This window comes from Ktedonobacterales bacterium, from assembly GCA_036557285.1.
Taxonomy (GTDB): Bacteria; Chloroflexota; Ktedonobacteria; order Ktedonobacterales; family DATBGS01; genus DATBHW01.
Genome location: DATBHW010000001.1, coordinates 1 through 24,499, shown reverse-complemented (window position 1 = coordinate 24,499; position 24,499 = coordinate 1). Strand labels below are relative to the sequence as shown.

Genomic DNA, 24,499 nt, shown 5'->3' with positions numbered 1-24,499 from the left:
ACACATCACCTACCGAGCGCCGCCGCGCCGACCTTCTCTGCGGCGCTCGGTAACTCGCGGAGCCTGCGCACTGGCGAAAACAGCAGCCATACCCCTGAAAGCAGCCAGCCGCTGGCGGCCACCAAAAGCACCGGACGCAAGCCAGCAGCCTGCCCCAGCACACCGCCAATGAACGTTCCAGCCAGCATTGCCCCCCACTCCATGAGCCGAATACTCCCATTGACACGCCCCTGAAAGCGATCAGGTGTAATAGACTGGACGAGACTGACCAGATTAATTTCATAGATCGTAGCAGCGCCATCGCCCAGCAACTGCTGCCCAACCAGCAGCACAACAATCAGCGCCAACGGCCCGCCCGCCAGCGGAATGAAGAACGTCGCCGTGCCGCTTACACACAGGCCACCAATCAATGTCCGGCCCACACCCAGGCGGCGCGTGATTCGTCCGGCCAGCGCTGCGGCAAAAAACGCGCTGATGCCCCCAAACGCAAAAAGCGGCCACACAATCACCGGCAGCAAACCTAATTCACGCAAGACATAGAGCATAATCACCACACCAACCATAGCGCGGAACAGGTTAAACAGGCCCGTCGTGACAGCAACCACCCGCAGCAGCCGGTCCCTGGCGAGCAGCCGCAGCCCTTCTGTCATCTCGCGCCAGGTATTCTGCTCGTCCTCCGCTGGCGCCAGCGCCGCCTCTGGCTTGCGAATGATGGCAATGAAAAACGCCGACACCAGAAACGACACAGCATCCGCCAGGATAGCAATGGGCGCGGTCAACGTCTGCACCAGCACACCGCTCAAGCTGGAAACGGTGAACTCTGCCACTGAACCGCTCGCCTGGAGCTTGCTATTGCCCTCCAGCAAATCCCCTCGCTCTAGCAGAGCGGGCAGATACGCCCGGTAGGCCACATCAAAAAAGACCCTCAGCATGCTCACCAGCAGCGCCACCAGATAAAGCTGCTCGATGTGCAAGCGGCCCAACAGCGCAGCCACCGGAACAGTCCCCAGCAGCAGCGCGCGCCCCACATCAGTGACAATCAAAATCGGGCGACGGCGTAGGCGGTCTACCCAGACTCCCGCGAAGAGTCCGATCAGCAGGCCAGGCGCGAGATCAGCCAGGCTCAGCAGCGTCACCTGAAGCGGCGTCGCTTCCAGCGCCAGAATGGCAACAACGGGCAGCGAAACCCAGCCAAAAGCCGAAATAGTTTGCCCAGCCCACAACTTCAGAAAATCTGGATGCCGCCAGAGGCCAGTAAACCGCACACCCTGCTCCTTTACAGCAAGGAGCGATGCAGCCATCATCTGGCTCACTGTTCCTTGCCAACACCTTTCCGCGCGCTGTGCTATTACATCGCGCGCCCGCCATGCACCTCCAGCACAATGCCAGAGACATAGTTAGAGAGCGGCGAAGCGAAGAACAACATCGGCCCTGCCGCCTCTTCCGGCGTACCCGGTCGGCCCAACGGCACCATCAGCTTCAGCATCTCCCGCATCTGCCCTGGCACGCCTATCGCAATCTCCTCGCCGCCGCGCTCGATCTTCTCAGCCGCCTCTTTCGCCTGCGTCAGCCGTGTCTCAATCCAGCCATAGGCCACACAGTTCACCTGCACATTGAACTGCCCCCACTCCTTCGCCAGCGTCTTCGTCAGACCCGTCACGCCCGCTTTCGCCGTCGAATAGTTCGCCTGGCCCGCGTTGCCCCGTGTCCCCGAAACCGAACTCACATTGACCACCTTGCGCGCATTCGCCCGGCCCTGCTGCGCTGCCTCCTTCTTGGCCGCCTCGCGGATGAACAATGCAGCAGCGCGAATCAGTCGGAACGGCGCAGTCACATGAATATCCAGCATCGCCTGCCACTGCTTACCAGCCCGCCAAACGCATCAATTGCCTTCGCCACCACCTGCTCAGGGAAGGCCGGGTCCGTCATATCGCCGGGAACGGCAATTGCCTTGCCGCCTGCTGCCTTGATCGCGTTGGCCGTCTCCTCCGCAGGCGCGGCGTCCAGATCGCAGACCACCACCGACGCCCCCTCCGACGCAAACAGCTTCGCTGCCGCCGCGCCAATCCCTCGGCCTGAACCTGTCAGAATCGCCACTTTGCCATCCAGCAGAATCATGTCCCTTAGCTCCTTTGCGCAAAAATGCTTGACAAATAGACACAAGCAAGGTACAATCTCAGCGTACCCGTTCGCTTGCCCCACATTTCACTCTGGAGGGTAGCTCACACCCAGCATACTGCAACATCTGAAGAACGGCTGGCACAGCCGGCGAACAAATCACCGGCCCTGCCATGACCCCACATTCGGCACAACCAGATATGGGGCTGGGGACTATTGTATCATCGAGACCCCCTAGCCAGACCCCCCAGCGACCATATCTGTGAACCCTGCGGCCTCTCCGGGCCAGGGTTCCCCGATGTGGTCGTTCCATTTTCTCCGCCGCACAACGGCAAGAAAGGGGAGGCTCTCATGGTCTCGTCTCACGCATCTATCCCCTGGTACAACCTTCCGCCGCGCATGTTCCCGGCCAAAGCCTGGCTGGAAAAACGCTATCCCTTCCGCATCCCGCCCGCGCTCTTCGCCCGGCAGAAGGCACGCGCTACGCCTGCTGCCTCAGCGCGGCGCGAGTTCCCCGCCAAGATCTGGTCAGCGAACCGCCAGCAGCAGGCTGGCGGTTCGCTAAAATTGCCCGCTTCTTTCAAGCGGGTAGTATAATCAGCCACATCACAGGGTGATAAAATAGCGTACTTCGTGCAAGAGCGCGCCGGGCCGCTCCTCGGTCTTGCGCGTGCCATCGGCACGCCAACCAGCCGCCTCGTAAAACCGGCGGGCGCGCTCATTGCTTTCCAGCACCCACAGCGTCGCCCGGCGGTATCCTCGTTCGCGCAGGTCTGCCACTGCGCGCGCAAAGAGCGCGCGCCCAACTCCTTTGCCCGCCGCCTCTCGCAGCAGATAAATAGCGACCACCTCGCCGGTCAGCGGCGGCGCGTCGGCATCGCGGCTCGGCTGAGTGATAGCGAATCCAACAACCTGATCGGCTTGCCCCGCAACCCACCAGCGGCCATCGGACGACAGGCTCGCCAGTTCCGCCCGACGCGCCTCCACGCGCCGGTCCAACGTATCCGACATACGATCAAGGTAATCGTCTGGAAGCTGGCCTCGATACGCCCACTGCCACGAACGCACATGCGCCTCGGCAATCGCTGGCGCGTCGTCAATTGTCGCTGGCCTGATTATCACAGGTTTTTGCCCCTGGTCCCACATAAGACCAACGCCCCTTCCCTGGTTAGTAGGCTCTGCCGTCCCCATCAAGCGCCCGCGCTCAAAATCCCTGCCAGCCGCGCCGGATCAATATTCCCACCGCTCAGCACCGCCACCGCCTTCTCGCCCGCCTTCACCGGAACTTTCCCCGTCAGAATCGCCGCCACTGTCGCCGCTCCCGCTGGCTCCACCACCAGCTTGCAGCGTTCCGCCAGCAGCGCAATCGCCCGGTCCACCGCCTCATCCTCGATCTGTACGACCGCATCCACATAACGCTGAAAGAGCGCCAGATTCACTTCCCCTGTATAGCCCGCGCCCAGCCCATCAATATGCGTCTTCACCCCCTCCAGCGTCACCGGATGCCCAGCCGCCAGCGCCGCCGTCAGCCGCGCTGCGCCCACCGGCTCAACCCCAACCACGCGCATCCCTGGCTTGCGCGATTTAATCGCCAGCGCACTGCCACCACAGAGCGCCCCCCCGCCGATTTGTAACACCACCACATCCGCATCCGGCAAATCATCCACAATATCCAGCCCCAGCGTCGCGTGACCGGCAATCACCCCCTCATCCACATACGGGTGAATCAGTGTCAGCCCACGCTCTTCCGCCAGCACCCGCGCCTGAAGGTGCGCCTCCAGGCTGCTCTTCCCATGCAGCATCACCGTCGCGCCATAACCCTGTGCCGCCGCAACCTTGCTGCGGCTGGCCCATTCTGGCATCACAATCGTCGAAGCGATCCCCAGCGACGACGCGCCCCAGGCCAGGCTCTGGCCGTGATTGCCCGCCGACGCTGCTATCAGCCCGCGCCGCCTCTCTTCCGGCGTCAGCATCGAAAGCCGATAGAGCACCCCGCGCGGCTTGAACGAACCCGTCTTCTGAAACATCTCTGCTTTCAGATAAAGCGAAACCGGCGTTGGAGCCATCTGCCCCAGCGTCGTCGCTGAAAACAGCGGCGTCTGGCGGATGCGACCGCCAATCACCTCGCGCGCCCTCAAAACATCATCAAAAGAAACCATTGGACCTCTTTTCAGTGAAGTACCTCTGCCTCAAGGCAAGAGGCTTCTACGACGCCGTAGCATCGTGGGCCACTTCCTGGCCCCGGAACAACATGTTGAGTGCCGCGTTGTGGTCCCGGTCTAGCTCTACGCCGCATGCGCACGCATGCCAGCGTTCGGAAAGCTCCTTCTTGACGACAGCGCCACAGCCGCTGCAAAGCTGGCTGGTATATTTGGGGTCTACCAACACCACGCGCCGCCCGGCCCTCTCAGCCTTGACGATGCAGAGGGATTGGAACTGGCCCCAGCCAGCATCTAAAATCGATTGGTTTAAGCCTGCCTTGGCCGCTGCGCCGTTGGGCAGATATTGCCCCTCGTGTTCCGGGTCTGGTTTCGGCTCAGGCGCGGCAGTCATAGAGAGGATATGCAGGTCTTCCATCGCCAACAGCCCGTACTCGTTTACCAGGCGGCGGGAAAGCTGCTGGTGGAAGTTCTGCCGTTGGTTACGGACCTTGCGATGCGCCTTTGCCAGGGCGATAGCCGCTCGTTTTCTGCGATGACTGCCTTTTTTGCGGTGGTCCTTGATTTGCGAGAGAAGTTTGATACGCTTGAGCCGCTTGCGGTAATGTCGCGGGTTCTCGATATGCTCGCCAGTAGACAGGGTAGCAAAATGCAGCACGCCTAAATCCAAGCCAACGGCAGCAGCAGTGGGCGGCAAGGGCGCTTCTTCTGGCGCCTCACAGGAGAACGTCACGTACCACTGCTCAATGTCGCGCCGGATGGTGACAGTTTTGATTGTACCCTGCATCTCCCGATGCACCTTGACTTTCACCTCACCGACGCCCGCCAGTTTCAGCCGGTCCCCTTGCAGTTTCCAACCCGCTGCATCAGGATAGGTGAACGAATGGTAGCGACTAGTGCTCTTGAAGCGCGGATAGCCGGGCGTCTCGCCATTCCTGATGCGCCGGAAGAAGGCGGCAAACGCTTTGTCCAGCCGCCGCAAGACATCCTGCAAGACGTGCGAGGGCAGGTCTTGATAGGCCGGATAGGTACGCTTCAGATCGGGCAACTCGTTGATTTGCGTGTAACAAGCAAGCTGGGTACGGCACATCTGGTAGTAGGCTTTACGCTCTTCCAGCCCCGCGTTGTACAGGTCACGGCAGCGTCGCAGGTAAAAGAGCAAGGTTTGTTCCTGCCTGGCCGTTGGGGAGATACGGTATTTGTATGTCTTCCTACTCGGCACGCGCTGGTCCCTTCTGGTGGGCCTGTACATACTGCTCTAAGGCCCACAACACTTCGCCGGTAAAGGAGCGCTTATGGGCCTTGCTCAAGGCGCGTAAGGCTGCTTGAAGTTCCGGTGAGATATAGATGGTCGTGCGTTTCAGTTTGGCATCGTTGTTCATGATGATAGTATATCATCGCTTTGTAATCCTGCCAAGCGGGGGTCGCCTGACCCCGTCTAAAGAGCGCGGGTATGCGGCGGCCCTTTCATCAACCAATTATCTCATTCTTGTTCATGAACCGTCCGCCTCCAGCGAAACAATACATAGCTCTTGCTCGTCTTTTTTAGTATAAGAAGCCTTTCATTCTCTCTCGCAGAACCGGCAGCCTTGCAACCAGGGAAGGAGCATCCCATGCGCGCCAACCGCCCGACATTCCTCTGGCCTCTTATTCCCGCCCTTCTACTCAGCGCCGCCTTCACCTTGCTCTTGCGCTGGGCTGGGCCAACCCCTATGGCCGTTGTCCTATTTATCCTTCTCACCCTCTTCTTCATCTATATTCTTGCTATGGCGCGTGTCCTGCTCCTGACGCGCCGACCACGCCTGCGCCCCTTTGGCAGCCCAGGCGGGCGCGGCGACCTCAGCGGCGTGCGCGAGCCGCGCCGCCCCAGGCCACCGCATTGGCCGCCGCGAGCCGCTGCCGCCGTCCCTGAAGACACCCAACGCCAGGAGTCAACCGGACCGGTTGGGTACAGCGATTCCCCTCAGCAGCCGCTGCGCCTGGAAGACGGCCTCGCCTGATACATCGAACACCCATACCACCGCCACTTGTAGCGCCGTCCCTGGCGGCGAATCGCTGCGCCTGCGCGAACACCGCCCTTACACGCGAACGCCACTTGTAGCGCCGCCTTCCAGGCGGCCAGCCGCCGCGCCACCACACACGCCGCCCTTACACGCGAACGCAGATTTAGCCATCAACCATCAACCCCATATGTTCTCCAATCAGCCGCCCATCCACCAGTTCCCAGCGTTCGCCCCCAAAGCGCTGCATAAACCAGCGATCATGCGTCACCACGATCACCGGCCCAGGAAACGCCAGCACCGCCGCCTCGAACGCCTCCAACACATCCAGGCTGACATAATTCGTCGGCTCATCCAGCAGCAGCGCATTCGGCTGCATCGCCATCAGCCGCGCAATCTCCAGCTTGCGCCGCTGCCCCACGCTCAACTGCCCCACCAGCTTCGGCATATCCTCCAGCCGGAACAGCCCTCGTTCCAGCAGCCCCGCAATCAATTGCTCATCGTAGCCAGCGACCACCTGCCGATACGCCCCTAGAATCGTCTGGCCCGTGTCCAGCAGCGGCTCCTGTGGCAGATAGCCCAGCTGCGCGCTACCCGTCACGCGCACACTCCCCGCGTCTGGCGTGTCCAGCCCCAGCAGCAGCCGCAGCAGTGTCGTCTTGCCCACCCCGTTTGGGCCAACCAGCATAATCCGCGCATCCGACGCCACCCGAAAGCTCACATCGCGCAGAATCACCCGGCCATCATAGCCTTTGTTCACATGCTCCACCGTGATCACGCTGTCAGAGCGCAGCCGTCTCGCATCGAATCGCGGATAAAAGCGCAGCGGCCTGGGCGGCTTAAGAATCGGGTCCGCCTCGATGCGCTTCAACTGCTCTTCCGCCGCCCGCACATTCCGCGAAATAGCCTTCTGGACACCTCCTCCTTTGAAGTTATAGATATACTTATCCCCGTCTTTTGGCGCGCGATTATGCGCCACTTGCCGCCCCGTCTCGCGCATACGCAATCGCAGCGCCTTGATCTCTTCCTGCTGGCGCTCATAATCCTCCTCCCATTTCGCCCGCTCAGTCACCTTCGCGCCCGCGTAGGCGTCATAATCACCCTCATACTTCTTGAGGCGCCGCGTATGCTCATCAATCTCGAAAATGCGATTCACCACCCGATTCAGAAACTGCCGATCATGCGACACCGCCAGCAGCGCCCCTCCAAACCCCGCCAGATAACCCTCCAGCCACTCCAGCGCCCCCGCATCCAGATGATTTGTCGGCTCATCCAGCAGCAAAAGATCAGGCGAACGCAGCAGCAATGTCGCCATCCCAACTCGCGCCTTCTCCCCGCCCGAAAGCGTCTCCACCTCCCGCGTGCGCGGCAGATGGGCAATCCCCAGCCCTGCCAGAATCGCATCAATCCGATATTCCAGATCATATCCGCCGCGATCCTGAAACCTCGTCGAAACCAGCGCGTATTCCTCTAAAAGCGCGGCAGCCCGGTCCTCGTCAGCGCCTGCCATCTCCCGCTCAAGCTCGCCCATGCGCGCCTCAAGCTGGCGCAAGTTCCCAACAGACTCCAGAATCAAATCGTCAATCGTCCGGCCAAAGAAGATCGGCGTCGCCTGCGGCAGATAAGCCATCTCCGCCCCGGCGTCCAGCGCAACCGTCCCCGCATCCTGTGTCTCCTGCCCCGCCAGAATATTCAGCAGCGTTGACTTACCCACCCCATTCATCCCAACCACCCCGACCCGATCCCCCGCGCCAACGCTAAACGACAGATCGTCCAGCGTCAGATTGATACCAAATGTCTTGGAGAGATGGTGAACCACCAATGTCATACAACAACCTCAGCTTTCTCCCGCGAGTGACGCGCTGCTTCCGCAAACAAAAACGCGCACCCACAACACGACGGCCAGCCGTGATTGCGTGGTGCGCACTGCTGAGATTGTCCAGAGCAGAGAGGCCAAGAGAGTGAAGGTCAACCTGTGGGAAAGAGGTACAATCTTCGGCGGATTTCCGGTTGCTGCGCTGCACACGACACATCCCGGCTGGGATGGTCAGTATCAAACCGGCAGAATCCGAAGCAGGGGCAATACTCTGCTCAGATGCTTGAAATGCTCATATGCTTCATCTACCGGCTCTTTAGCGCAGCTTCATCGTATGCACCTCCGCCAGAATTATACAATCAGATCACCGAAACCGCAAGCATCAAAACGTCCGCTTTTTTTTACAACGCCAATCCTGCATTCATAACCACTTCTCAACCTGCCTACCACAGACACCTTTCTTCTTTCGTAGTATCTTTCTCTTGAAGAAACACTCTAACGGCCCATCGTCTGCTTCTCACAAACTACCCTTGGGAAAGGGCAGTTTGTGCTTAGCTCATTTTTCCTGAGTCCCAGGTCCGGCAAAGAGTGAGCCTTAGTCTCTATAAATCTGGCAAAAGAGGTATCAGTCATGAGCGTTGAAATAGGGCAGGCAACAGCGTCACTCACCGAGCCAGAGCGCGAGCAGTTAAGCGCCTGGAACACTACAGACCAGCCTTTCCCACAGGATACCTGTGTCCCACAATTAGTCGCTGCCCAGGCGGCTGCCAATCCAGAAGCCGTAGCGGTGGTGAGCGGCGCGCAAACCCTCACTTATCGCGCGCTGAACCAGCGAGCCAACCAGCTTGCACACCTCCTCCAAAAACGCGGCGTCGGCCCCAATACGCTCGTCGCCGCCTGCCTGGAACGCTCTATTGATCTCGTTGTCGCCTGGCTGGGTATCCTCAAAGCTGGCGGCGCTTACGTCGCTACAGACCCCACCTATCCCGCTGATCGTCTGGCCTTCCTCCTCGAAGACGCCCGGCCTCCCGTCTTGCTGACTCAACAACATCTCCTGCCGCGCCTGGCCGTCCCGGCTGCTCAGCTCCTCTGCCTGGATGCTGACGCCGACCTGCTGGACCAGCAGCCCGATACCGAGCCTGCCTGCGCCATCACCGCCGACGATCTCGTGTATGTCATCTACACCTCTGGCTCAACCGGCCAGCCCAAAGGCGTACAGATTTCCCACGCGAGCCTGCTCAACCTCATCTTCTGGCATCAGCGCGCCTTCGATGTCACTGCCGCCAGCCGGGCCACTCAGGTTGCCAGCCCCGCCTTCGACGCCACTGGCTGGGAACTCTGGCCCTACCTCACTGCCGGGGCCAGCATCCATCTGCCCGATACCGAAACACGAGTCGCGCCCGCCGCCCTCCGCGACTGGCTGCTCGCGCACAACATCACCCATACCTTCCTGCCTACCCCGCTTGCCGAGCAGATGTTGGCCCTGGCCTGGCCTGCCCAAACCTCTCTGCGCTACATGCTCACCGGCGGCGACAGGCTGCAACATTATCCGCCTTCCAGCTTGCCCTTCGCCTTTATCAACAACTACGGCCCAACCGAATACACCGTCGTCACCACCTCCGGGCAGGTGCCTCCAGCAGGCTATCCGAACCAGCCGCCCTCGCTTGGACGACCTATTGCCAATACCCAGCTTTACCTGCTTGATGAACAATTGCAGCCTGTACCCATCGGCGAAGCAGGGGAACTCTACATCGGCGGCGCTGGCCTGGCGCGCGGCTACCTCAACCGCCCCGAACTCACCGCCGAACGCTTCATCTCCCACCCATTCAGCGCAGAACCCGGCGCTCGCCTCTACAAAACCGGCGACCTTGCCCGCTATCTCCCTGATGGGCAACTCGCCTTCCTGGGCCGCTCCGACGACCAGATCAAACTGCGCGGCTATCGCATCGAGCCGGGTGAGATCGTCGCTGCCCTGAACCAGCATCCTGCCATCCAGGCCAACATCGTCGTCGCCCGCGAAGACCCGCCCGACGAGAAGCGCCTTGTAGCCTACATCGTCATAGACCCTGAAGCAGCCATCACCCCGGGCATCCTTCAAGAACACCTGCTGGCGAGCCTGCCCGACTATATGGTCCCAGCCGTCTTCGTGCGCCTGGACGCGCTGCCCGTCACCGCCAACGGCAAAGTGGACCGGGCTGCCCTGCCTGCCCCTGACCACACCAACACCCTGCGAGAAGAAATCAGCGAAGAACCCGACACGCCGGTAGAGGCGCTGATAGCGGAGATGGTATCCAACTTACTGCACATTGATAAGGTAGGCATGGATGAAAACTTCTTCATGCTTGGCGGGCATTCGATGCTGGGCATCCAGCTTGTGACCCTTATCGGCGAAACCTTCGGCGTGGAACTGGCGCTGCGCACTCTCTTCGAAGCGCCCACCGTCCGCATGCTATCCACCGAAATCCAGCAGCAGCTTGTCACCAAACTCGAAGCGATGAGCGAAGATGAAGCGCAGCATTTGCTGGCGCAAGGACAGAACCACCAGTAACGCCGGGGTACATGGCGCCGGGAGGCAGAACAATGAACAAAGCTACAGCAGCATCAACAAATACACAGAACAAACCGTTAAGTCTCTACCACCTGCTCGACCCGGAGGTGCTGGCGAATCCCTATCCTCTGTTCCACCGGCTGCGCAGCGAAGACCCCGTACATTGGGATCCCTTTCTGCACGCCTGGGTCGTGACCCGCTACGCCGACATCATCTGGGTCTTCCAGCACTTCTCCGCCAACCGCACGCCTACACCCGAACAGCTAGAAGCGATGGGCCTGGGAGCGTTACGGCCCCTGGCGCAGCTCATGGTGCGCCAGATGCTCTTTCTGGACCCACCCGCGCATGGCCGCGTGCGTGGGCTAGCCTCCAAAGCCTTCACGCCCCGGCGCGTCGAAATCTTGCGTGGGCACATTCAGGACATCACCAACCGCCTGCTGGACGACATCCAGACCACCGGACACATGGATGTTATCGCCGATCTCGGCTACCCCCTGCCAGCCATCGTCACCGCCGAACTGCTCGGCGTGCCAACTTCCGACTGGCGACAGTTGACCGCCTGGTCCGGCGACTTCGCCCAGGTGCTGGGCAACTTCCAGCACAATCCTGACCGCGTTCCCCAGGTGCTGCGCACCGTTGATGAAATGACCGCCTATTTCCAGGCCGCTGTCCAGGAACACCGCGCACACCCGCGCGACGGCCTCATCAGTGCGCTCATCGAAGCTGAAGTGGACGGTGATCGGCTCACCGACGACGAGATCGTCGCCAACACCATCGTCACTATGGTCGGCGGCCAGGAAACTACCACCAACCTCATTGGCAATGGCATCCTGACTCTGCTGCGCCATCCCGACCAGCTAGAGCGCCTCAAGGCCGACTTCTCCCTCATCCCTTCAGCCGTCGAAGAACTGCTGCGCTACGAAAGCCCTAGCCAGCAAACCGCTCGCCTGGCCCCGGATGACGTGGAACTGGGCGGTAAGCTCATCCGCAAACGCCAGGCAGTGATTGCCGTCATGGCCGCAGGCAACCGCGACCCGGAGCGCTTCCCTGACCCTGACCGCCTCGATCTGGGCCGACAAGATAACCGCCATCTGGCCTTTGCCTGGGCCAGCCACTTCTGCTTCGGCGCACCCCTGGCGCGCATTGAAGGGCAGGTGGCCTTCGAGACCGTGCTGCGCCGCATGCCCAATCTTAGCCTGGACCCACCGCCGCTCAAGTGGCGCGACAATCTCGGCCTGCGCGGCCTGACCGCCCTCCCTGTCAGCTTCTAGTAATGAGCAGTGAAGCAAGAGGGCCATGCCTGACGGTATGGCCCTCTTGCTTCCACTACATCATCTTTTCAAGCTGCTCGACCACATCTCTGGCACACCCCCACGAAAGCGTCACACCGGCCCCGCCATGCCCGTAGTTATGCAGCAAAATACGATCCGGCGCAGCGCGCTCGCCTTCCACTCGCACCTCCGAGCGCAGAGGACGCCAGCCAGTCACCACCTTCAGCACATCAGCCGACGTTGCCCTGGCGATAGTCGGCGAAAGCCGCGCGCAGCGTCGCATAATCGCCTCAGCTTCGGGATCAAGCGTCGCGCTCTCCTGATACTCCTGGCCCTGATAGCTCTCCCCCGACACATCCTCCTCATCCGTCCCACCTAGCACAATATCATCAATGCGCGGAATAACATACGCCATACTGCTGCGGTCTTCGTCATCCAGCAGCGCCTGATGAAAATCGCGCTGCCTGATACGTACCACCTTCCCCCGTGAGGGATGCAGGTCTCGATCTCCCACCAGTTCCCGCGCGCCCAATCCCGCGCAGTTCACCACTACCTGGCTCTGCGCAAACACCTCCTCCAACTTCGTCACCGTTCGCTGCGCAATCTGCCCACCCTTCGCCAGAAACTCTCGGCGCAGATACTCCAAATAGCGATTCATATCAATCACCAGCGCCTCGAACACATAACCATCCTCGCGCCCTGGCCGCAGTTCCGCCGCCGTCGCGTGCCGAAATCCAACCACTACATCCCGCCAGGCTGGGTCTTCCTTGCGCTCCTGGCACAGCTCCAGCACTGGCGCCTGGATAACCCCGCTCTCCGGCACAGCCAGCAGACCCTCAAACCGCCGAAACGCCTCCGCCCCCCACCTTGCGACCTTCCCCGGCGGATTCACCCTGAACGGATGCCAGATCGCCGCCGCTGCATTCGAGGTCGTATACGGCGGCAGTGTCTTCGCCCAGATGCTCACCCGATGCCCCGCCTCAAGCAGCAGCACCCCCGTCGTCAGCCCCGAAACCCCACAGCCAATTACAATAATGTCTCGCGCCGTCCCGCGCGCCAGGGTATCTTCACTCATCGCTCAATAAACCTCTTGCGTTCAAGATAGAGCCAGTATAGCGCCATTGTAGCACAGCCATAGGCTCTACCCAACAAATGTATCAAATCCTCAATAAGCAACATATTTCCGAGGGTTTAGTACATATTCATTCGATAGTTTTGCCCCATAGCATAAAATATTTGCTATTTCTCCGAGGATCTAGTACAATATCCTGATAGACGCTGTATTCTGAAGATCACCGTCTCTGATGGAGGAAGGGCTATGAAATCCTGGTTCAGCATTGATGGCGCGCTTGAACCAATTGAGTATGATGGCCCCAGCTTTTTCCGCTTCCCTCTTGAACTCGCTGAACTGGTCATCAGTCGCTATTCCATGCCGGGGGATTGGGTATTCGACCCATTTTGCGGCTTTGGCACAACGCTGGTCGCAGCGCAGCGCCTGGGTCGTCAGGCTATCGGAGTCGAAAAAGACGCCGGGCGCGCCAGCTTCGCCGCCCGACGCATCGAGCCACCTAGCCGTGTCATCAATGAGAATATCAAGCGCCTCAGAAGCCACAATCTGCCACCATTCAATCTGCTGTTCACCAGCCCGCCCTATGGCAGCTTCCGAAACCCGGAGTGGGCGACAGACGCCCATTACTTTGCCGACCTCCGGGCCATTTTTAGCAAGATCGCGCTGGGCATGCAGCCGAACGCAAAGCTGATCATTGAAATATCAAATCTGCGCGTGAATGGCCGGATGCGCCCCCTCGCCTGGGACGCCGCCAGAATATTAAGCGAACTCTTCTTGTTCGAGGGCGAGATGGTGCGCTGCAACACAGGCCCACAGGAGGCTGGCCCAGGCTACCATCATAGTTACCTGTTGATATTCACCAATAAGGGATAGGCTCAACTACCATGAACACCATGAACATTGCCCTTGTCCAGATGCGCTGCGAAAAAGGCGCGATTGACGCCAACCTGGTCGCCATCCAGACCTACCTGCAAGAAGCCGCCCGCCGCAATGTAGAGATCATCTGCTTCCCCGAAATGAGCATCACTGGCTATATAGACCCCACGCGCCAGCCCGAAGCCATTGTGCGCCTGGACGGCCCTGAAGTCGCCCGCTTTGTCGCCATGACCCGCGAGACGCAGATCACGGCGCTGGCGGGGCTGGTCGAAGCCAACCCCAACGGCAAACCCTTCATCACTCAGGTCGTCGCCCGCGACGGCAGCATCCTGAGTTACTATAGGAAAAAGACCATCATCACCGACGAAGTACACTGGTTCTCTCCTGGCCCAACCGTCGCCGTCTTTCCCCATCCGAAAGCGACCTGCGGCCTTTCCATCTGCGCCGACATCGATAACCCGGCGGTCTTCGCCGAAAACGTCCAGCAAGGCGCGCGCCTCATCTTTGAGGCTGCCGCCCCTGGACTCTATGGCGAACAAGCCACACGCAACTGGCAGGCAGGCTACGACTGGTGGCGCGGTGGGTGCCACACCAAACTCGGCCAGTACGCCCGCGACCACCACATCTCTATTGCCGTCGCCACCCAGGCGGGCAGAACTATTGACGAAGATTTCCCAGGTGGTGGCTACGTCTTCGGCCCCGACGGCTCATGCCTCTACGAAACCGCCGACTGGTCGGAAGGCGTACTGTATGCCACGCTGACCCTGGAGGATGCCCATGCCTGAAACACTCTCATCCACCGAGCGCCTCGAAGCCTTCCTGCGCGAGCATGGTGGCTTCGTGCGCCTCGAAGACCTGCGCCAGCAGGGCATTGACCGCAGAAACCTCTATGCTCTGGCCGAAGAAGGTCTGGTAGAGCGCGTCGGCCAGGGTCTCTACCGCTCAACCGATGTCGAACTCTGCCCCCCAGACGACCTCGCCGAAGCAGCCATCGCCGTCCCGCATGGCGTCGTCTGCCTCACCTCCGCGCTGGTCTATCACGACCTCACCGACGAGAACCCATCAGTCCTGCACATGGCTGTCGAAGGCAAGCGTTGGGGGCCGCGCGTCATCAGCCCTCCCGTCAAGTTCCACTACTTCTCCGGCAAAGCCTTCTCCGCTGGCATCGAAGAAGTACAACTTGACGGCGTGCCGGTGCGCGTGTATAGTGTAGAAAAAACGCTTGCCGATTGCCTGAAATATCGGCACAAATTGCCACCAGGCGTCCCACAGGCAGCCCTCCGCGACTACGTGCGACGGCGCAAGCTGTATGCTGACCAACTGCTTCATTACGCCCGCATCTGCCGCGTCGAACCCTTGCTGCGGCTCTATATGGAGGTATTGCTCTAATGGCCCATCGTTCCACAAAAGTCAAGAACATGGCCGCCTCAGTGCAAGCGCGCTTGAAGACCCTCTCAGGCGGCTCAGGACACCGTTACGCCCAACTCCTCCTGCTCTACACCCTCGAAGGCATCTTGCGCCGACTGGCGCAATCTCAGCATCACAACCATTTTGTCCTCAAAGGCGGCCTCCTCCTCTTCGGCATGAAAGCGCACCTTGCCCGCGCCACCCGCGACCTCGATCTCCTGGGCAGAGACACCCCCGTAGACCCCGCCAGCGTCGCTGCCCTCATGCGCGACATCTGCGCGCAGCCGCTCCCGGAGGATGACGGCCTGCGCTTCGACCCTGCCAGCGTTGAAACCGAAACTATCACCGAAGAAAACGAGTATCCTGGCGTGCGCGCTCGCTTCTATGGCTTTCTGGCCCACGCCCGCAGCCGTGTCATCGTGGATGTCGCCGCTGGCGATCCCATCGTCCCTGGCCCGCGCGAGTTCCCCTATCCAACCCTGCTGGGGCAGCAGCCCTTCACCCTTCAGGCGTACAGCGTCGAATCCGTCGTCGCTGAAAAGCTCGATGCTCTGGCCGAGCGCGGTCTGCTCACCAGCCGCCTCAAAGATTGCTACGACCTCTGGATGCTCGCGCAGCAGCACCCCTTCGACGGCGCGCTCTTGCAGCACGCCATCCAGGCCACCTTCGCCGCGCGCAGCCGCGCCTTCTCCCCCGAACTCTCTACCATCCTGACCCTCGCCTTTGCCGAAGACGCCCGTAAACAACAGCAATGGACTGCGTTCCTCGCCGCCAAAACCGCCAACGATGCCCCCGCCAGCCTGATAGACGCCCTCGCGCCCGTCACAGAGCTTCTAGCGCCTATTTGGCAAGCCAGCAGCGCCGGGCAACCATTCTCCGGCTCCTGGGACCACACTACCTTTGTCTGGAACAACACCACACCCGACTGAACACCACCCGTACCGCCGCCGAGACGGCGGCCCACCGTTGGCCTATAACGAACGCCGCCCCCGCCCCTCCAGGCGCACGCCGCTATGATGAACCGAACGCTCCTCTTCAGAGCGATCAGCCCACCCAATAGCTCGCCGTAAACATCACCAGACCCAACACTGACAAGAAGCCCATCACCAACAGCGTCGCCTCGCGCAGCGTGGGCCGTTTCGCCGTCCACCGGCACGCCACCAGCAAAAACGGAAACAACACCAGGCTATAGCGGTTGTAGGCGAACAGCGTCGCCGATAACAGCGGCAGCAGCATACTCCCCACCACAAACAGGCGATACGACCAACGCATCGGACGCCACATCACCGCCAGCAGTGTGCAATCTACCACCAGCGCCAGCACGCAGCTTAGAGAGGTAATGTCAGCCCGGTTATCCCAGGGCCAGCCATTGATAAGCAGTTGCAGATACTCCTGTGGCCCCGCCCAGATGCCCAGCGTAAAATGCCTGCCGCCCCAGCCATAGTTATAAGCATGCTGAAATGCCAGCGGATCATGATAGAGCAGTTGCAGATAAAGCGCATACGCCGCCAGCCCACTCATCCCCAGCGCCGCCGCGCCCAGCCCCTTCCAATAGCTGCGGCTCACCAATCCTTCCACCAGCACCGCCCCGACCAGTACAATCCCCGGCAAGCGCGTGGCCGTCGCCACCGCGCAGCACAGCCCTGCTATCAGCCAGCGTTCGTGGCGCATCGCCAGAAAACACCCCAGGCACGCCAGCAGAAACAGCGTCTCGGTATACACCGCCAGAAAAAAAACCGCCACAGGGACCAGCAAGAAGAACAGCGGCGCGCTCCATGCCGCGCGCTCCCCCGCCTCCTCACGCACGATCTGCACAAATAGCGCGACAGTCGGGAAAAGCAGCACGCGATTCAGCAGCACGCCCGCCAGCAGATAATTCCCCCCGAGCACATCACCGACTATATGAATCAACCCTGGAAACGCCGGAAAAAAAGCGTCAAGCCCGCCCGCGCGCGGCCCATAGCCCTGTGTCGCAATCAGCGTATACCAGATGCCATCCCAACGCGCCCAGATCGTCTCCCATAGTGGATACTGCCCCTGGCGAAACACCGGATGGTTCTGGAAAAAAGCCGAGACATCATTCGTCGGAGGAAAGATCGTAGCCGAAAGCAGCCCCACAACCTCAGCCATAATCTCCCAAACCAGCGTCAGTGCCAACGCCCGAATCAGCACACGATGACGACGAGAAAAATCGCCCAGCCCGAGCCTGCGCTTCCCCAGCCCGCCCAACTTCAGCGTCGCCTCCAACGGCTCGTCCGAAACATCCGTCTCCGGGCTGCTCGTTGCAAAGCGCAGGTGAATCATGCGCCCCAAAAGAACCTTCTGTAAGAGCAAGAGTACCATGCGTTCCTGTCTAGGAAGTCTAGCTTAAGCGCATAGACCACTCTCTCTAAGGTTGCACGGGCCATGCCAACAAGCGCAGCAAACAAGAGAGGAACCGGCGAAAGCAAACGACGGCGCAAAAAGACACCCTCGTTCGTTATGTATACAGATGTGGAGAGTGTAGCCAGGGCATGCTATGATAGTGTGAGCAAAAGAGCGACACAATGGGAGGGTCTGAGATGGCTGGACTGGAAGGGGCGCGGCTCGGCGCCTATGAACTCATTGAGCGCGTCGGCAGTGGAGGGATGGCTGAGGTCTACCGCGCCAAACAATCTACCGCGTTCGGCAGAGAAGTCGCTGTCAAAGTCATTCGCCAGGGCTACAGTGAAGATAAGATGTTTCGTGAGCGATTCCTGCGCGAAGCGCAAGCCATTGCCAAACTCTCGCACCCCAACATCCTGCCCCTCATCGAATTTGGCGAAGAAAACGACTTGCTCTACCTCGTCATGCCCTATGCCCCTGACGGTACCCTGCGCGACCTCATCGCTCGCGTCAACGGACCGCTCCCCCTCTCCGATGCTACCGAAATCTTCACCCAACTGTGTGACGCTGTACAATATGCCCACGAACAAGGCATCGTTCACCGCGACATCAAACCGCAGAACGTCCTCATCCAGCGCGGCAAACACCTGCTGCTGGCCGACTTCGGCATTGCCCGCGACGCCAGCAGCGACCAGAAACTGACCTCAACCGGAGCGGGCGTCGGCACCGTCGAATACATGGCCCCCGAACAAGCGATGGGCAAAAGTGATGCCCGCAGCGACCTCTACAGCCTGGGCATCGTCCTCTATCAAATGCTCACCGGGCGCGTCCCCTTCAGCGGCAGCACTCCCTTCGAGATCATGATGAAGCAGGCCCAAGACGCGCTTCAGCCCGCGCGCTCATTGAACCCATCGCTCCCACGCGAAGCCGATGGTGTGCTGGCAATGGCCCTGGCAAAAGACCCCGACAGACGCTTCCAGAGCGCCAGCGCGCTCTTGCGCGCCGTCCAGGGATTGACTCAAGCAGGACAAGGCAGCCAGGTTGATCTGTCCACTCGCGCCGCGCCCACCCCGCGCCAGATCGGCGCTGAAGGCTATGGTTTCCCGTCCTCCCCATCGCGTGGCTCCAATCCGGGCGCTGGATATGGCTCTAACCCTGGAGTGGGCTATGGCTCCAATCCAGGCCGGGGCGCGCCCCCAACCTGGGGCGACATACCCTCCAGACCGCGCCACCGCGCTGGCGAACGTGACCCCTACAGCAGCTACGGCGACAATCGGCCTTCCGCTGGCCGGGGCAGCAGACCCTACAACGCGCCTCCTGACCCCTACAACGACTATAGCGACGACAGAACCGTTGCCGCCCCGCCGCCGCGCCGTCCAACCAATCCCTATGGCGGTTCGCCCAGCCGTTCCGGCACACGTCCGCCGGGTGTTGCCCGCCCTGAATGGCCGCCCGACAATGCCCCCAACCGCAGCAGTAACAGATGGCTGCTCATCGTCGCAGCAGTGCTGGTCGTTGCCGCGCTTGCCGTCGGCGGGCTGGCCTATGTCAACCTCCATACTGGCACCGGCGCCGCGCCCATCACAGCAGCTACCAACACTCCGGCCAGCACCGTGACCGTAACCCCCACCACGCCCCCTGTACTCAAGCCGTCCTATGCCTTCATGCGCGACTATCAGGTCTTCGTCTCTCTTCACGGACAGGCCCCCCAGCAAATGACCAACATCCCCCAGGTGGGCCAACCGAATTCATTCTTAAACGCGGGCGTCAACTACGACTACCCCTTGACGCCGCTCCTTTTCTCGCCCGACGGGCGTTATATCGCTGCCCTCATCGCCGTCGTCACCGGCCCAAGCGATGGGTTTTACTTCGGCAACCTCTACGTCATAGATACTCAGACCAGCGCCGTCACCACCCCAAACTCCCCTGGCTCCAGCAAACTTATCACCGCCCTGGGCGGCGCAAACAGCATCGCCTGGGCCGATAACCATACCCTGCTCATCTCCGGCGACGAAAATAACGCTAGCATCCTCGCCTACGACGCCGCCAGCGGCAAGGCCAAGGTCGCCTTCAGTCCCAATGGAGGAGCTATCCCCGTTGGCTCAGTCGTCGTGCGCGGTCACTTCGCCTTCTACAGCGAACTCGTCTCCAAATCTGCCAGCAGCTACGACCTCATCCTCCGCCAATACGACCTCAATGCCCACAGCGACAAAAAGCTCTTCACCCTGGGGACCGCGCAAGCCCTCGAAGGGCCAGGCCCGCAGTTCACCGGCTACGCCCCCTTCGACATCTCGCCCGACGGCACACGCATCCTCTGGCATGGCAGGCGGCCCGGCGGCAGCAGCGACGGCATCTGGTATAGCAAGCTGAATCAAACGAGCCTCTTCCACCTCTTCTCTGGGGTAGACCTGGGGCAGAACTCCGACAACCTTCCCTTCCAACCCACGCCGCTCCTTTCGCCCGATGGCAAAAAAGCTCTGCTCACCACCGCCAACGCCGTCTACACCATCAACGTAGATGGCAGCGGCATCAAAACCTATGCCTACCCCAACGCCCAGGCATCCTGGCTGCCCAACAGCAGCGGCATCACCATCGCTCAGCCGACCAGCTCGACAGTCCCATCCTACAAAACCTTTACCTGCGCCCTCAGCAACGGCGGCTGCTCTGCATTTCAGGACAACGGCGGCCCATTGTACTGGTCGCCAGTCTAACAGCAGAAACCAAACGCGCCAGGGACGGCGGTACAGGCGGCGTCCCTGGCAGCACAGCCTCCAGGCGCGGCCTTCAACCGCCTACCTACTCCTGCCGACCAAAAACAAACGTCGCCGCGCTCAAAATGACCACCGCAAATCCCACCACCACCCCAAGATCAAGCGCGGGCGGATATACCCAATAGCCATCTAGCAGGCCGCGCAGCATATCAACCGCATACGTCAGCGGATTGAAAAGAGCAATAACCTGGAGCCAGCGCGGAGCATTGGTAAGCGGAAACTGCGCGCCGCTGATGAAATACAGCGGCAGAATAATGAAATTATTGATTGTCCCAAAACCCTCGAACGAACGCATCCGTGACGCAATCAGAATGCCCACGCCCGTCAATCCTAGCCCTGTCAGCAGCATCACCCCCATCGAAGCCAGAATCGCCCACGGCGCGGGCCAGACCCCCACAAACGGCGCAAACACAAAGATAAGCGTCCCCTGCAACGTAGCCATCAGCGCGCCTGCCAGCCCCTTGCCAATTACAATAGACGTGCGCGGAATCGGCGCAACTAAAATCTCCTTGAGAAAGCCAAACTCCCGATCAAAAATAATACTGATCGCGCTCTGAAATGAAGCAAAGACAATCGCCATCGCCATCATCCCAGGGAACACAAACACCAGATACGAAAGGTTATCGGGCGCGCGCACCGAACCGCGCAAGCCCACCCCTAGAATAAACAGCCAGACCACTGTGCGCGCCAGCGACCCATACAACTGCGTTCGCTCGCGGAAAAAGCGCACCAGATCACGCTCGCACAGCATCAAGATCGCCTCCACATCCAGCAACCGCTTCACCGCCACGCGCCTCTGCCTGGTCGTCTCTGGCGCAGCAACCATCTTCGCCATCTAAGCACCCCTCCCCCCGCGCCGTTTGAGCGCCGTGCGCAACCGATCCTGATCCGATGCCTGCTCCTCACGAATTGCCCGCCCGGTCAGTTGCAAAAACACATCATTGAGCGTTGGCCGCGCTATATCCACCGACTGTACGGCTATAGGAAAATTGCGCAGCAGTTCCGGCACAAACCGATCTCCCTGCCCCACCTCCACGCGCACCGCTCCATCTTCTTCCACCGGCGCAAGACTATACTCCTGGCGCAGATAGCTGGCCGCAGCGCCGTTATCCGCCGTTCGCAAACGAACCACATCACCCCCCAGCCCCGCCTTCAGCGCCGCAGGGGTATCCAGCGCAATCAACCGCGCGTGATCCATAATCCCAATGCGATCACAGTTTTCCGCCTCATCCATATAATGTGTCGTCATAAAAATCGTGATACCCTCCTCCTTGCGCAGCGTATGCAAATGCTCCCAAATATTCTGCCGCGTCTGCGGGTCCAGCCCTACCGTCGGCTCATCTAGAAACAGCACCGCCGGACGATGCAGCAGACCCCGCGCAATCTCCAGCCGCCGCTTCATCCCGCCCGAAAACAGCCGCACTCGCTCCCCCCCGCGATCAGCCAGATCAACCATCTCCAGCATCCTCCTGATGCGCGCTCGCCGCTCGCGGGACGGCACATGATAAATCATGCAGTGAAAGCGCAGATTCTCTTCCGCTGTAATCCTATCGTCCAGGCTATAATCCTGAAAAATAATCCCAATCGAAGCCCGCACCTCCGCCGACTGATGCGCCACATCATAGCCGTTCACCCGCGCCCAGCCCTCTGTCGGGCGCAGCAGTGTGCAAAGCATCTTAATCGTTGTGCTTTTCCCCGCGCCATTTGGCCCTAGAAAGCCAAACACCTCGCCAGGCTTCACCGAAAACGAGAGATGATCAACCGCCGTAAACGCCTCGAAGCGCCGCACCAACTCATACGCCTCGATAGCCGCGCCCGACCCGCGCGCCGCAGGCGCATCCGTCAAAGCGCCTTCAGAAATCATCGGCATCCGCTCTTCTCCTAACGCTCTACCGCCGCATCCTGCTCAGCGCGAGCGCGAATGTCGGCATCCAGAAGCTTGTCCAGATCATCCAACCCCGCGAGCAGCTGCCGCTTCTGCTCCGCGTTCAGTTCAGCCAGCAAGCTGCGCAGCCAGCCATCCACCACCCCCTGATACCGCTCCAGCGCCCGCTGCCCGCCAGGCGTTAGACGCAGCAGCACCTGCCGCCGACTCTGTGGATCAGGCTGGCGCTCCACCATCCCCCGCTCCACCAGTCCATCAATTCGGCTCGTCATCGTTGGCATCGTCACCCCCATCTGCCAGGCCAGATGCGTCGTCAGCGTCGTACCCTGCGCCGCAATCGCCTGCACACAGCGAAACTGCGCCAGCGTCAGCCGCTCGGCGCCTGCGGCGGCGGGCGCTTGCCTCGGCTGGGCCTCGGCACTCTCGCTCCCGTTGGTCGCTCGCGCGCCCGCCCCTTCCGCCTGATCGATCACATGGCGAACCGCCCGAAAATACCGGGGCAAAATCGTCTCAAGCGCCGTAATGAGCGCCCCATCCAGAAGAACGGCATCATCCAACCCTGCCGCCTGATCTTGTCGTTCATTCATATCTAACCCTCGTGCCTCCACCAAAATTACTTCGATTTCCTTACTATTCTCCTCTCTAATAGTAATAAAATCGAACCGTTTTGTCAAGAGAAAAGGGCCGCGCCGCCATCGCTGGACAGCGCAGCCCTCGAATTATCCATTACCTGACCAACCGTGTGTACCACCGTCCCTGGCAGATAACCGCCGCGCCAACACGAACGCAGCCCTGCGCGCAAACGGGTTCGCTATTACGCCCCCAGCCCTGCAAACAGATCAGCCGCAGCCGCCGGGTCCGACCTATCCACAGGCGTCCCCGCCGCCAGGGCAAAATACTCCGTCCCGCGCCACTGTGCCGTAATCTCTTCCGGCAGCCTCGCAAACGGGCTGTTCGGATTCATCTGCGTGCGGTGCTGAGTCACCGACCTGCGCTTCAGGTCCAGATACGCGCGCACATCTATCTGATTCGTAATCATCTCATCCGGCAGGCCCAGCTTCTCCGGGTCCATACCCGTAAAATTGCTCGCCATACCCGCCTCCCGCGCAAACTGCGCGAGCTGCCGAATCCTGCTGCGTGGCATCGAAGTATAAAAGAGCCGTTTCACCTCCCACGCCGCGCCCGTCTCAGGATACTGCCCCGCATCCTTCGCTGCGTGGAACGCCTTCGTCGTCAACTCCTGAATCCGAATATGATCGGGATGCCCATAGCCTCCCGTTGGATCAAACGTCGTTATCACCGTTGGCTTAAACGCTCGAATTACGCGCACAATCTTCCCCACTGCCTCGCCCTCATCCACATTCATAAAAGCTGCGGCATCCTGATTCCCGTCCGTCCCACGCATCCCCGAATCGCGGTAATCCAGAAACCAGAGTTGCCCAATCTTCGCAACCTCCGCCGCCCGGCGCATCTCCTGTTCACGCACCTGGCCCAGCGTCTCCGGCGTTGCCAGCGGAGGATCAGCCTCCGCAATCTCCCCTAGCTCACCGCGCGTTGCGCAAATCAAACCAGTACGAACGCCGCGCTCTGCATACCACGCCAGCGTACCCGTCACCCCTTGCTCATCGTCAGGGTGCGCGTAGCTGGCAAGAATTGCCAAATCAGACACGCTCAGACCATCCTTTCTCTGCCATTTGCTCATCCTCTCTTAAAATACACCCACCTCTTCCACTATACTGTCTCGCCAACACACAGCGCAAGCCAGCCACCGTCTGCCCTCAAGGGCTACTTACCCGCAGGCCAGCGTCCAGCCGCCTGGAAGGCGGCGCTACAGGTAGGCGGTTTTCACCCGCCAACCGGCCAAAAGTCCTGCTTGCCCCCCAAAAGGCGCACCAACGCTTGACAGAGAGCAGCCCGTCAGGCTATACTCTCTGCATACCCGTTGGTTGGATACATTTTGTTCTGGAGGGTAGCTCACACCCAGCTATCAAAAACCATCTGAAGAACGGCTGGCATAGCCGACGCCAAAAACGTCGGCCCTGCCATGACCCCACATCCGGCTTGTCCAGATATAGGGCTGGGGAGTATTGTACCATTGAGACCCTCCGCCAGACCCCCCAGCGACCATATCTGTGAACCCTGCGGCCTCTCCGGGCCAGGGTTCCCCGATGTGGTCGTTCCATTTTCTCCGCCGCTTGTCGGCAGGAAAGGGGAG

The 24,499-nt window shown here is 60.5% G+C and carries 24 protein-coding genes; 9 read left to right on the top strand and 15 right to left on the bottom strand.

Annotated elements, in window-relative coordinates:
* Positions 1-5 precede the first annotated feature (5 nt).
* Genes VH599_00120 through VH599_00110 form a run of 3 tightly spaced genes read right to left on the bottom strand, consistent with a single transcriptional unit; the run spans position 6 to position 2,118 of the window.
* A complete protein-coding gene (locus tag VH599_00120) occupies positions 6-1,304 on the bottom strand; it encodes an MFS transporter (GenBank protein ID HEY7346688.1) in 1,299 nt (432 codons plus the stop codon).
* Between the two features lie 44 nt (positions 1,305-1,348).
* Entirely contained in the window at positions 1,349-1,849 is a 501-nt protein-coding gene (locus tag VH599_00115) for an SDR family oxidoreductase (GenBank protein HEY7346687.1), read from the bottom strand.
* Positions 1,831-2,118, bottom strand: a complete 288-nt coding sequence (locus VH599_00110; protein HEY7346686.1) for an SDR family NAD(P)-dependent oxidoreductase — start codon at positions 2,116-2,118, stop codon at positions 1,831-1,833. Before VH599_00110 ends, VH599_00115 begins: the two co-directional genes overlap by 19 nt.
* A 351-nt stretch (positions 2,119-2,469) precedes the next feature.
* On the opposite strand from VH599_00110, the gene VH599_00105 reads away from it, so the two are divergent.
* Positions 2,470-2,715 (top strand): hypothetical protein, encoded by a 246-nt coding sequence (locus VH599_00105; protein HEY7346685.1) that lies wholly within the window; start codon positions 2,470-2,472, stop codon positions 2,713-2,715.
* Positions 2,716-2,724: 9 nt separating this feature from the next.
* On the opposite strand, the gene VH599_00100 is transcribed toward VH599_00105, so the two are convergent.
* The 4 genes from VH599_00100 to VH599_00085 all read right to left on the bottom strand — a co-directional run bounded on the left by VH599_00100 (position 2,725) and on the right by VH599_00085 (position 5,659).
* Entirely contained in the window at positions 2,725-3,240 is a 516-nt protein-coding gene (locus VH599_00100) for a GNAT family N-acetyltransferase (GenBank protein HEY7346684.1), read from the bottom strand.
* A 68-nt stretch (positions 3,241-3,308) separates the two neighbouring features.
* Positions 3,309-4,277, bottom strand: coding sequence for a threonine/serine dehydratase (locus VH599_00095; protein ID HEY7346683.1), 969 nt, complete (start codon positions 4,275-4,277; stop codon positions 3,309-3,311).
* Between the two features lie 46 nt (positions 4,278-4,323).
* The gene (locus VH599_00090; protein HEY7346682.1) at positions 4,324-5,499 is read right to left on the bottom strand and encodes a transposase; all 1,176 of its coding nucleotides are present in this window, start codon (positions 5,497-5,499) and stop codon (positions 4,324-4,326) included.
* Positions 5,489-5,659, bottom strand: coding sequence for a hypothetical protein (locus VH599_00085; protein ID HEY7346681.1), 171 nt, complete (start codon positions 5,657-5,659; stop codon positions 5,489-5,491). Before VH599_00085 ends, VH599_00090 begins: the two co-directional genes overlap by 11 nt.
* A gap of 231 nt (positions 5,660-5,890) precedes the next feature.
* Here VH599_00085 and VH599_00080 point away from each other — a divergent pair, with 231 nt between their 5' ends.
* On the top strand, positions 5,891-6,277 hold the full coding sequence (locus tag VH599_00080) for a hypothetical protein (GenBank protein ID HEY7346680.1): 387 nt from the start codon (positions 5,891-5,893) through the stop codon (positions 6,275-6,277).
* Between the two features lie 166 nt (positions 6,278-6,443).
* On the opposite strand, the gene VH599_00075 is transcribed toward VH599_00080, so the two are convergent.
* A complete protein-coding gene (locus VH599_00075) occupies positions 6,444-8,105 on the bottom strand; it encodes an ABC-F family ATP-binding cassette domain-containing protein (GenBank protein HEY7346679.1) in 1,662 nt (553 codons plus the stop codon).
* A 619-nt stretch (positions 8,106-8,724) separates the two neighbouring features.
* On the opposite strand from VH599_00075, the gene VH599_00070 reads away from it, so the two are divergent.
* Complete coding sequence (locus VH599_00070) at positions 8,725-10,641, top strand: non-ribosomal peptide synthetase (GenBank protein HEY7346678.1); 1,917 nt, start codon at positions 8,725-8,727, stop codon at positions 10,639-10,641.
* A 32-nt stretch (positions 10,642-10,673) separates the two neighbouring features.
* Positions 10,674-11,912 (top strand): cytochrome P450, encoded by a 1,239-nt coding sequence (locus VH599_00065; GenBank protein ID HEY7346677.1) that lies wholly within the window; start codon positions 10,674-10,676, stop codon positions 11,910-11,912.
* 55 nt (positions 11,913-11,967) lie between these two features.
* Here the strand turns inward: VH599_00065 and VH599_00060 are convergent, their stop codons facing one another.
* On the bottom strand, positions 11,968-12,987 hold the full coding sequence (locus tag VH599_00060; protein ID HEY7346676.1) for an FAD-dependent oxidoreductase: 1,020 nt from the start codon (positions 12,985-12,987) through the stop codon (positions 11,968-11,970).
* A gap of 243 nt (positions 12,988-13,230) precedes the next feature.
* Here VH599_00060 and VH599_00055 point away from each other — a divergent pair, with 243 nt between their 5' ends.
* The 4 genes from VH599_00055 to VH599_00040 are packed head-to-tail and all read left to right on the top strand — an operon-like array spanning position 13,231 to position 16,193.
* Positions 13,231-13,854 carry a DNA methyltransferase gene (locus VH599_00055; protein HEY7346675.1) on the top strand — a complete coding sequence of 208 codons (624 nt, stop codon included), beginning with the start codon at positions 13,231-13,233 and terminating at the stop codon, positions 13,852-13,854.
* A gap of 11 nt (positions 13,855-13,865) precedes the next feature.
* Positions 13,866-14,642 (top strand): nitrilase-related carbon-nitrogen hydrolase, encoded by a 777-nt coding sequence (locus VH599_00050; GenBank protein HEY7346674.1) that lies wholly within the window; start codon positions 13,866-13,868, stop codon positions 14,640-14,642.
* A complete protein-coding gene (locus tag VH599_00045) occupies positions 14,635-15,246 on the top strand; it encodes a type IV toxin-antitoxin system AbiEi family antitoxin domain-containing protein (GenBank protein HEY7346673.1) in 612 nt (203 codons plus the stop codon). The genes VH599_00050 and VH599_00045 overlap by 8 nt, the downstream gene beginning before the upstream one ends.
* Complete coding sequence (locus VH599_00040; protein ID HEY7346672.1) at positions 15,246-16,193, top strand: nucleotidyl transferase AbiEii/AbiGii toxin family protein; 948 nt, start codon at positions 15,246-15,248, stop codon at positions 16,191-16,193. Before VH599_00045 ends, VH599_00040 begins: the two co-directional genes overlap by 1 nt.
* A gap of 115 nt (positions 16,194-16,308) precedes the next feature.
* Here VH599_00040 and VH599_00035 read toward each other — a convergent pair whose 3' ends face one another.
* On the bottom strand, positions 16,309-17,607 hold the full coding sequence (locus tag VH599_00035) for a mannosyltransferase family protein (protein HEY7346671.1): 1,299 nt from the start codon (positions 17,605-17,607) through the stop codon (positions 16,309-16,311).
* 218 nt (positions 17,608-17,825) lie between these two features.
* Between VH599_00035 and VH599_00030 the strand changes: the two genes are divergently transcribed.
* Positions 17,826-20,339, top strand: coding sequence for a protein kinase (locus VH599_00030; GenBank protein ID HEY7346670.1), 2,514 nt, complete (start codon positions 17,826-17,828; stop codon positions 20,337-20,339).
* An 85-nt stretch (positions 20,340-20,424) separates the two neighbouring features.
* Here the strand turns inward: VH599_00030 and VH599_00025 are convergent, their stop codons facing one another.
* The 5 genes from VH599_00025 to VH599_00005 form a co-directional block, all read right to left on the bottom strand.
* The gene (locus VH599_00025) at positions 20,425-21,234 is read right to left on the bottom strand and encodes an ABC transporter permease (protein ID HEY7346669.1); all 810 of its coding nucleotides are present in this window, start codon (positions 21,232-21,234) and stop codon (positions 20,425-20,427) included.
* Positions 21,235-22,269: an ATP-binding cassette domain-containing protein gene (locus VH599_00020; GenBank protein HEY7346668.1), complete on the bottom strand. Its 1,035-nt coding sequence runs from the start codon at positions 22,267-22,269 to the stop codon at positions 21,235-21,237.
* 11 nt (positions 22,270-22,280) lie between these two features.
* A complete protein-coding gene (locus VH599_00015) occupies positions 22,281-22,871 on the bottom strand; it encodes a MarR family transcriptional regulator (GenBank protein HEY7346667.1) in 591 nt (196 codons plus the stop codon).
* A gap of 227 nt (positions 22,872-23,098) precedes the next feature.
* On the bottom strand, positions 23,099-23,953 hold the full coding sequence (locus tag VH599_00010; protein HEY7346666.1) for a PIG-L family deacetylase: 855 nt from the start codon (positions 23,951-23,953) through the stop codon (positions 23,099-23,101).
* Positions 23,954-24,271: 318 nt separating this feature from the next.
* A partial coding sequence (locus tag VH599_00005; protein ID HEY7346665.1) for a hypothetical protein occupies positions 24,272-24,499 on the bottom strand: 228 nt, incomplete at its 5' end.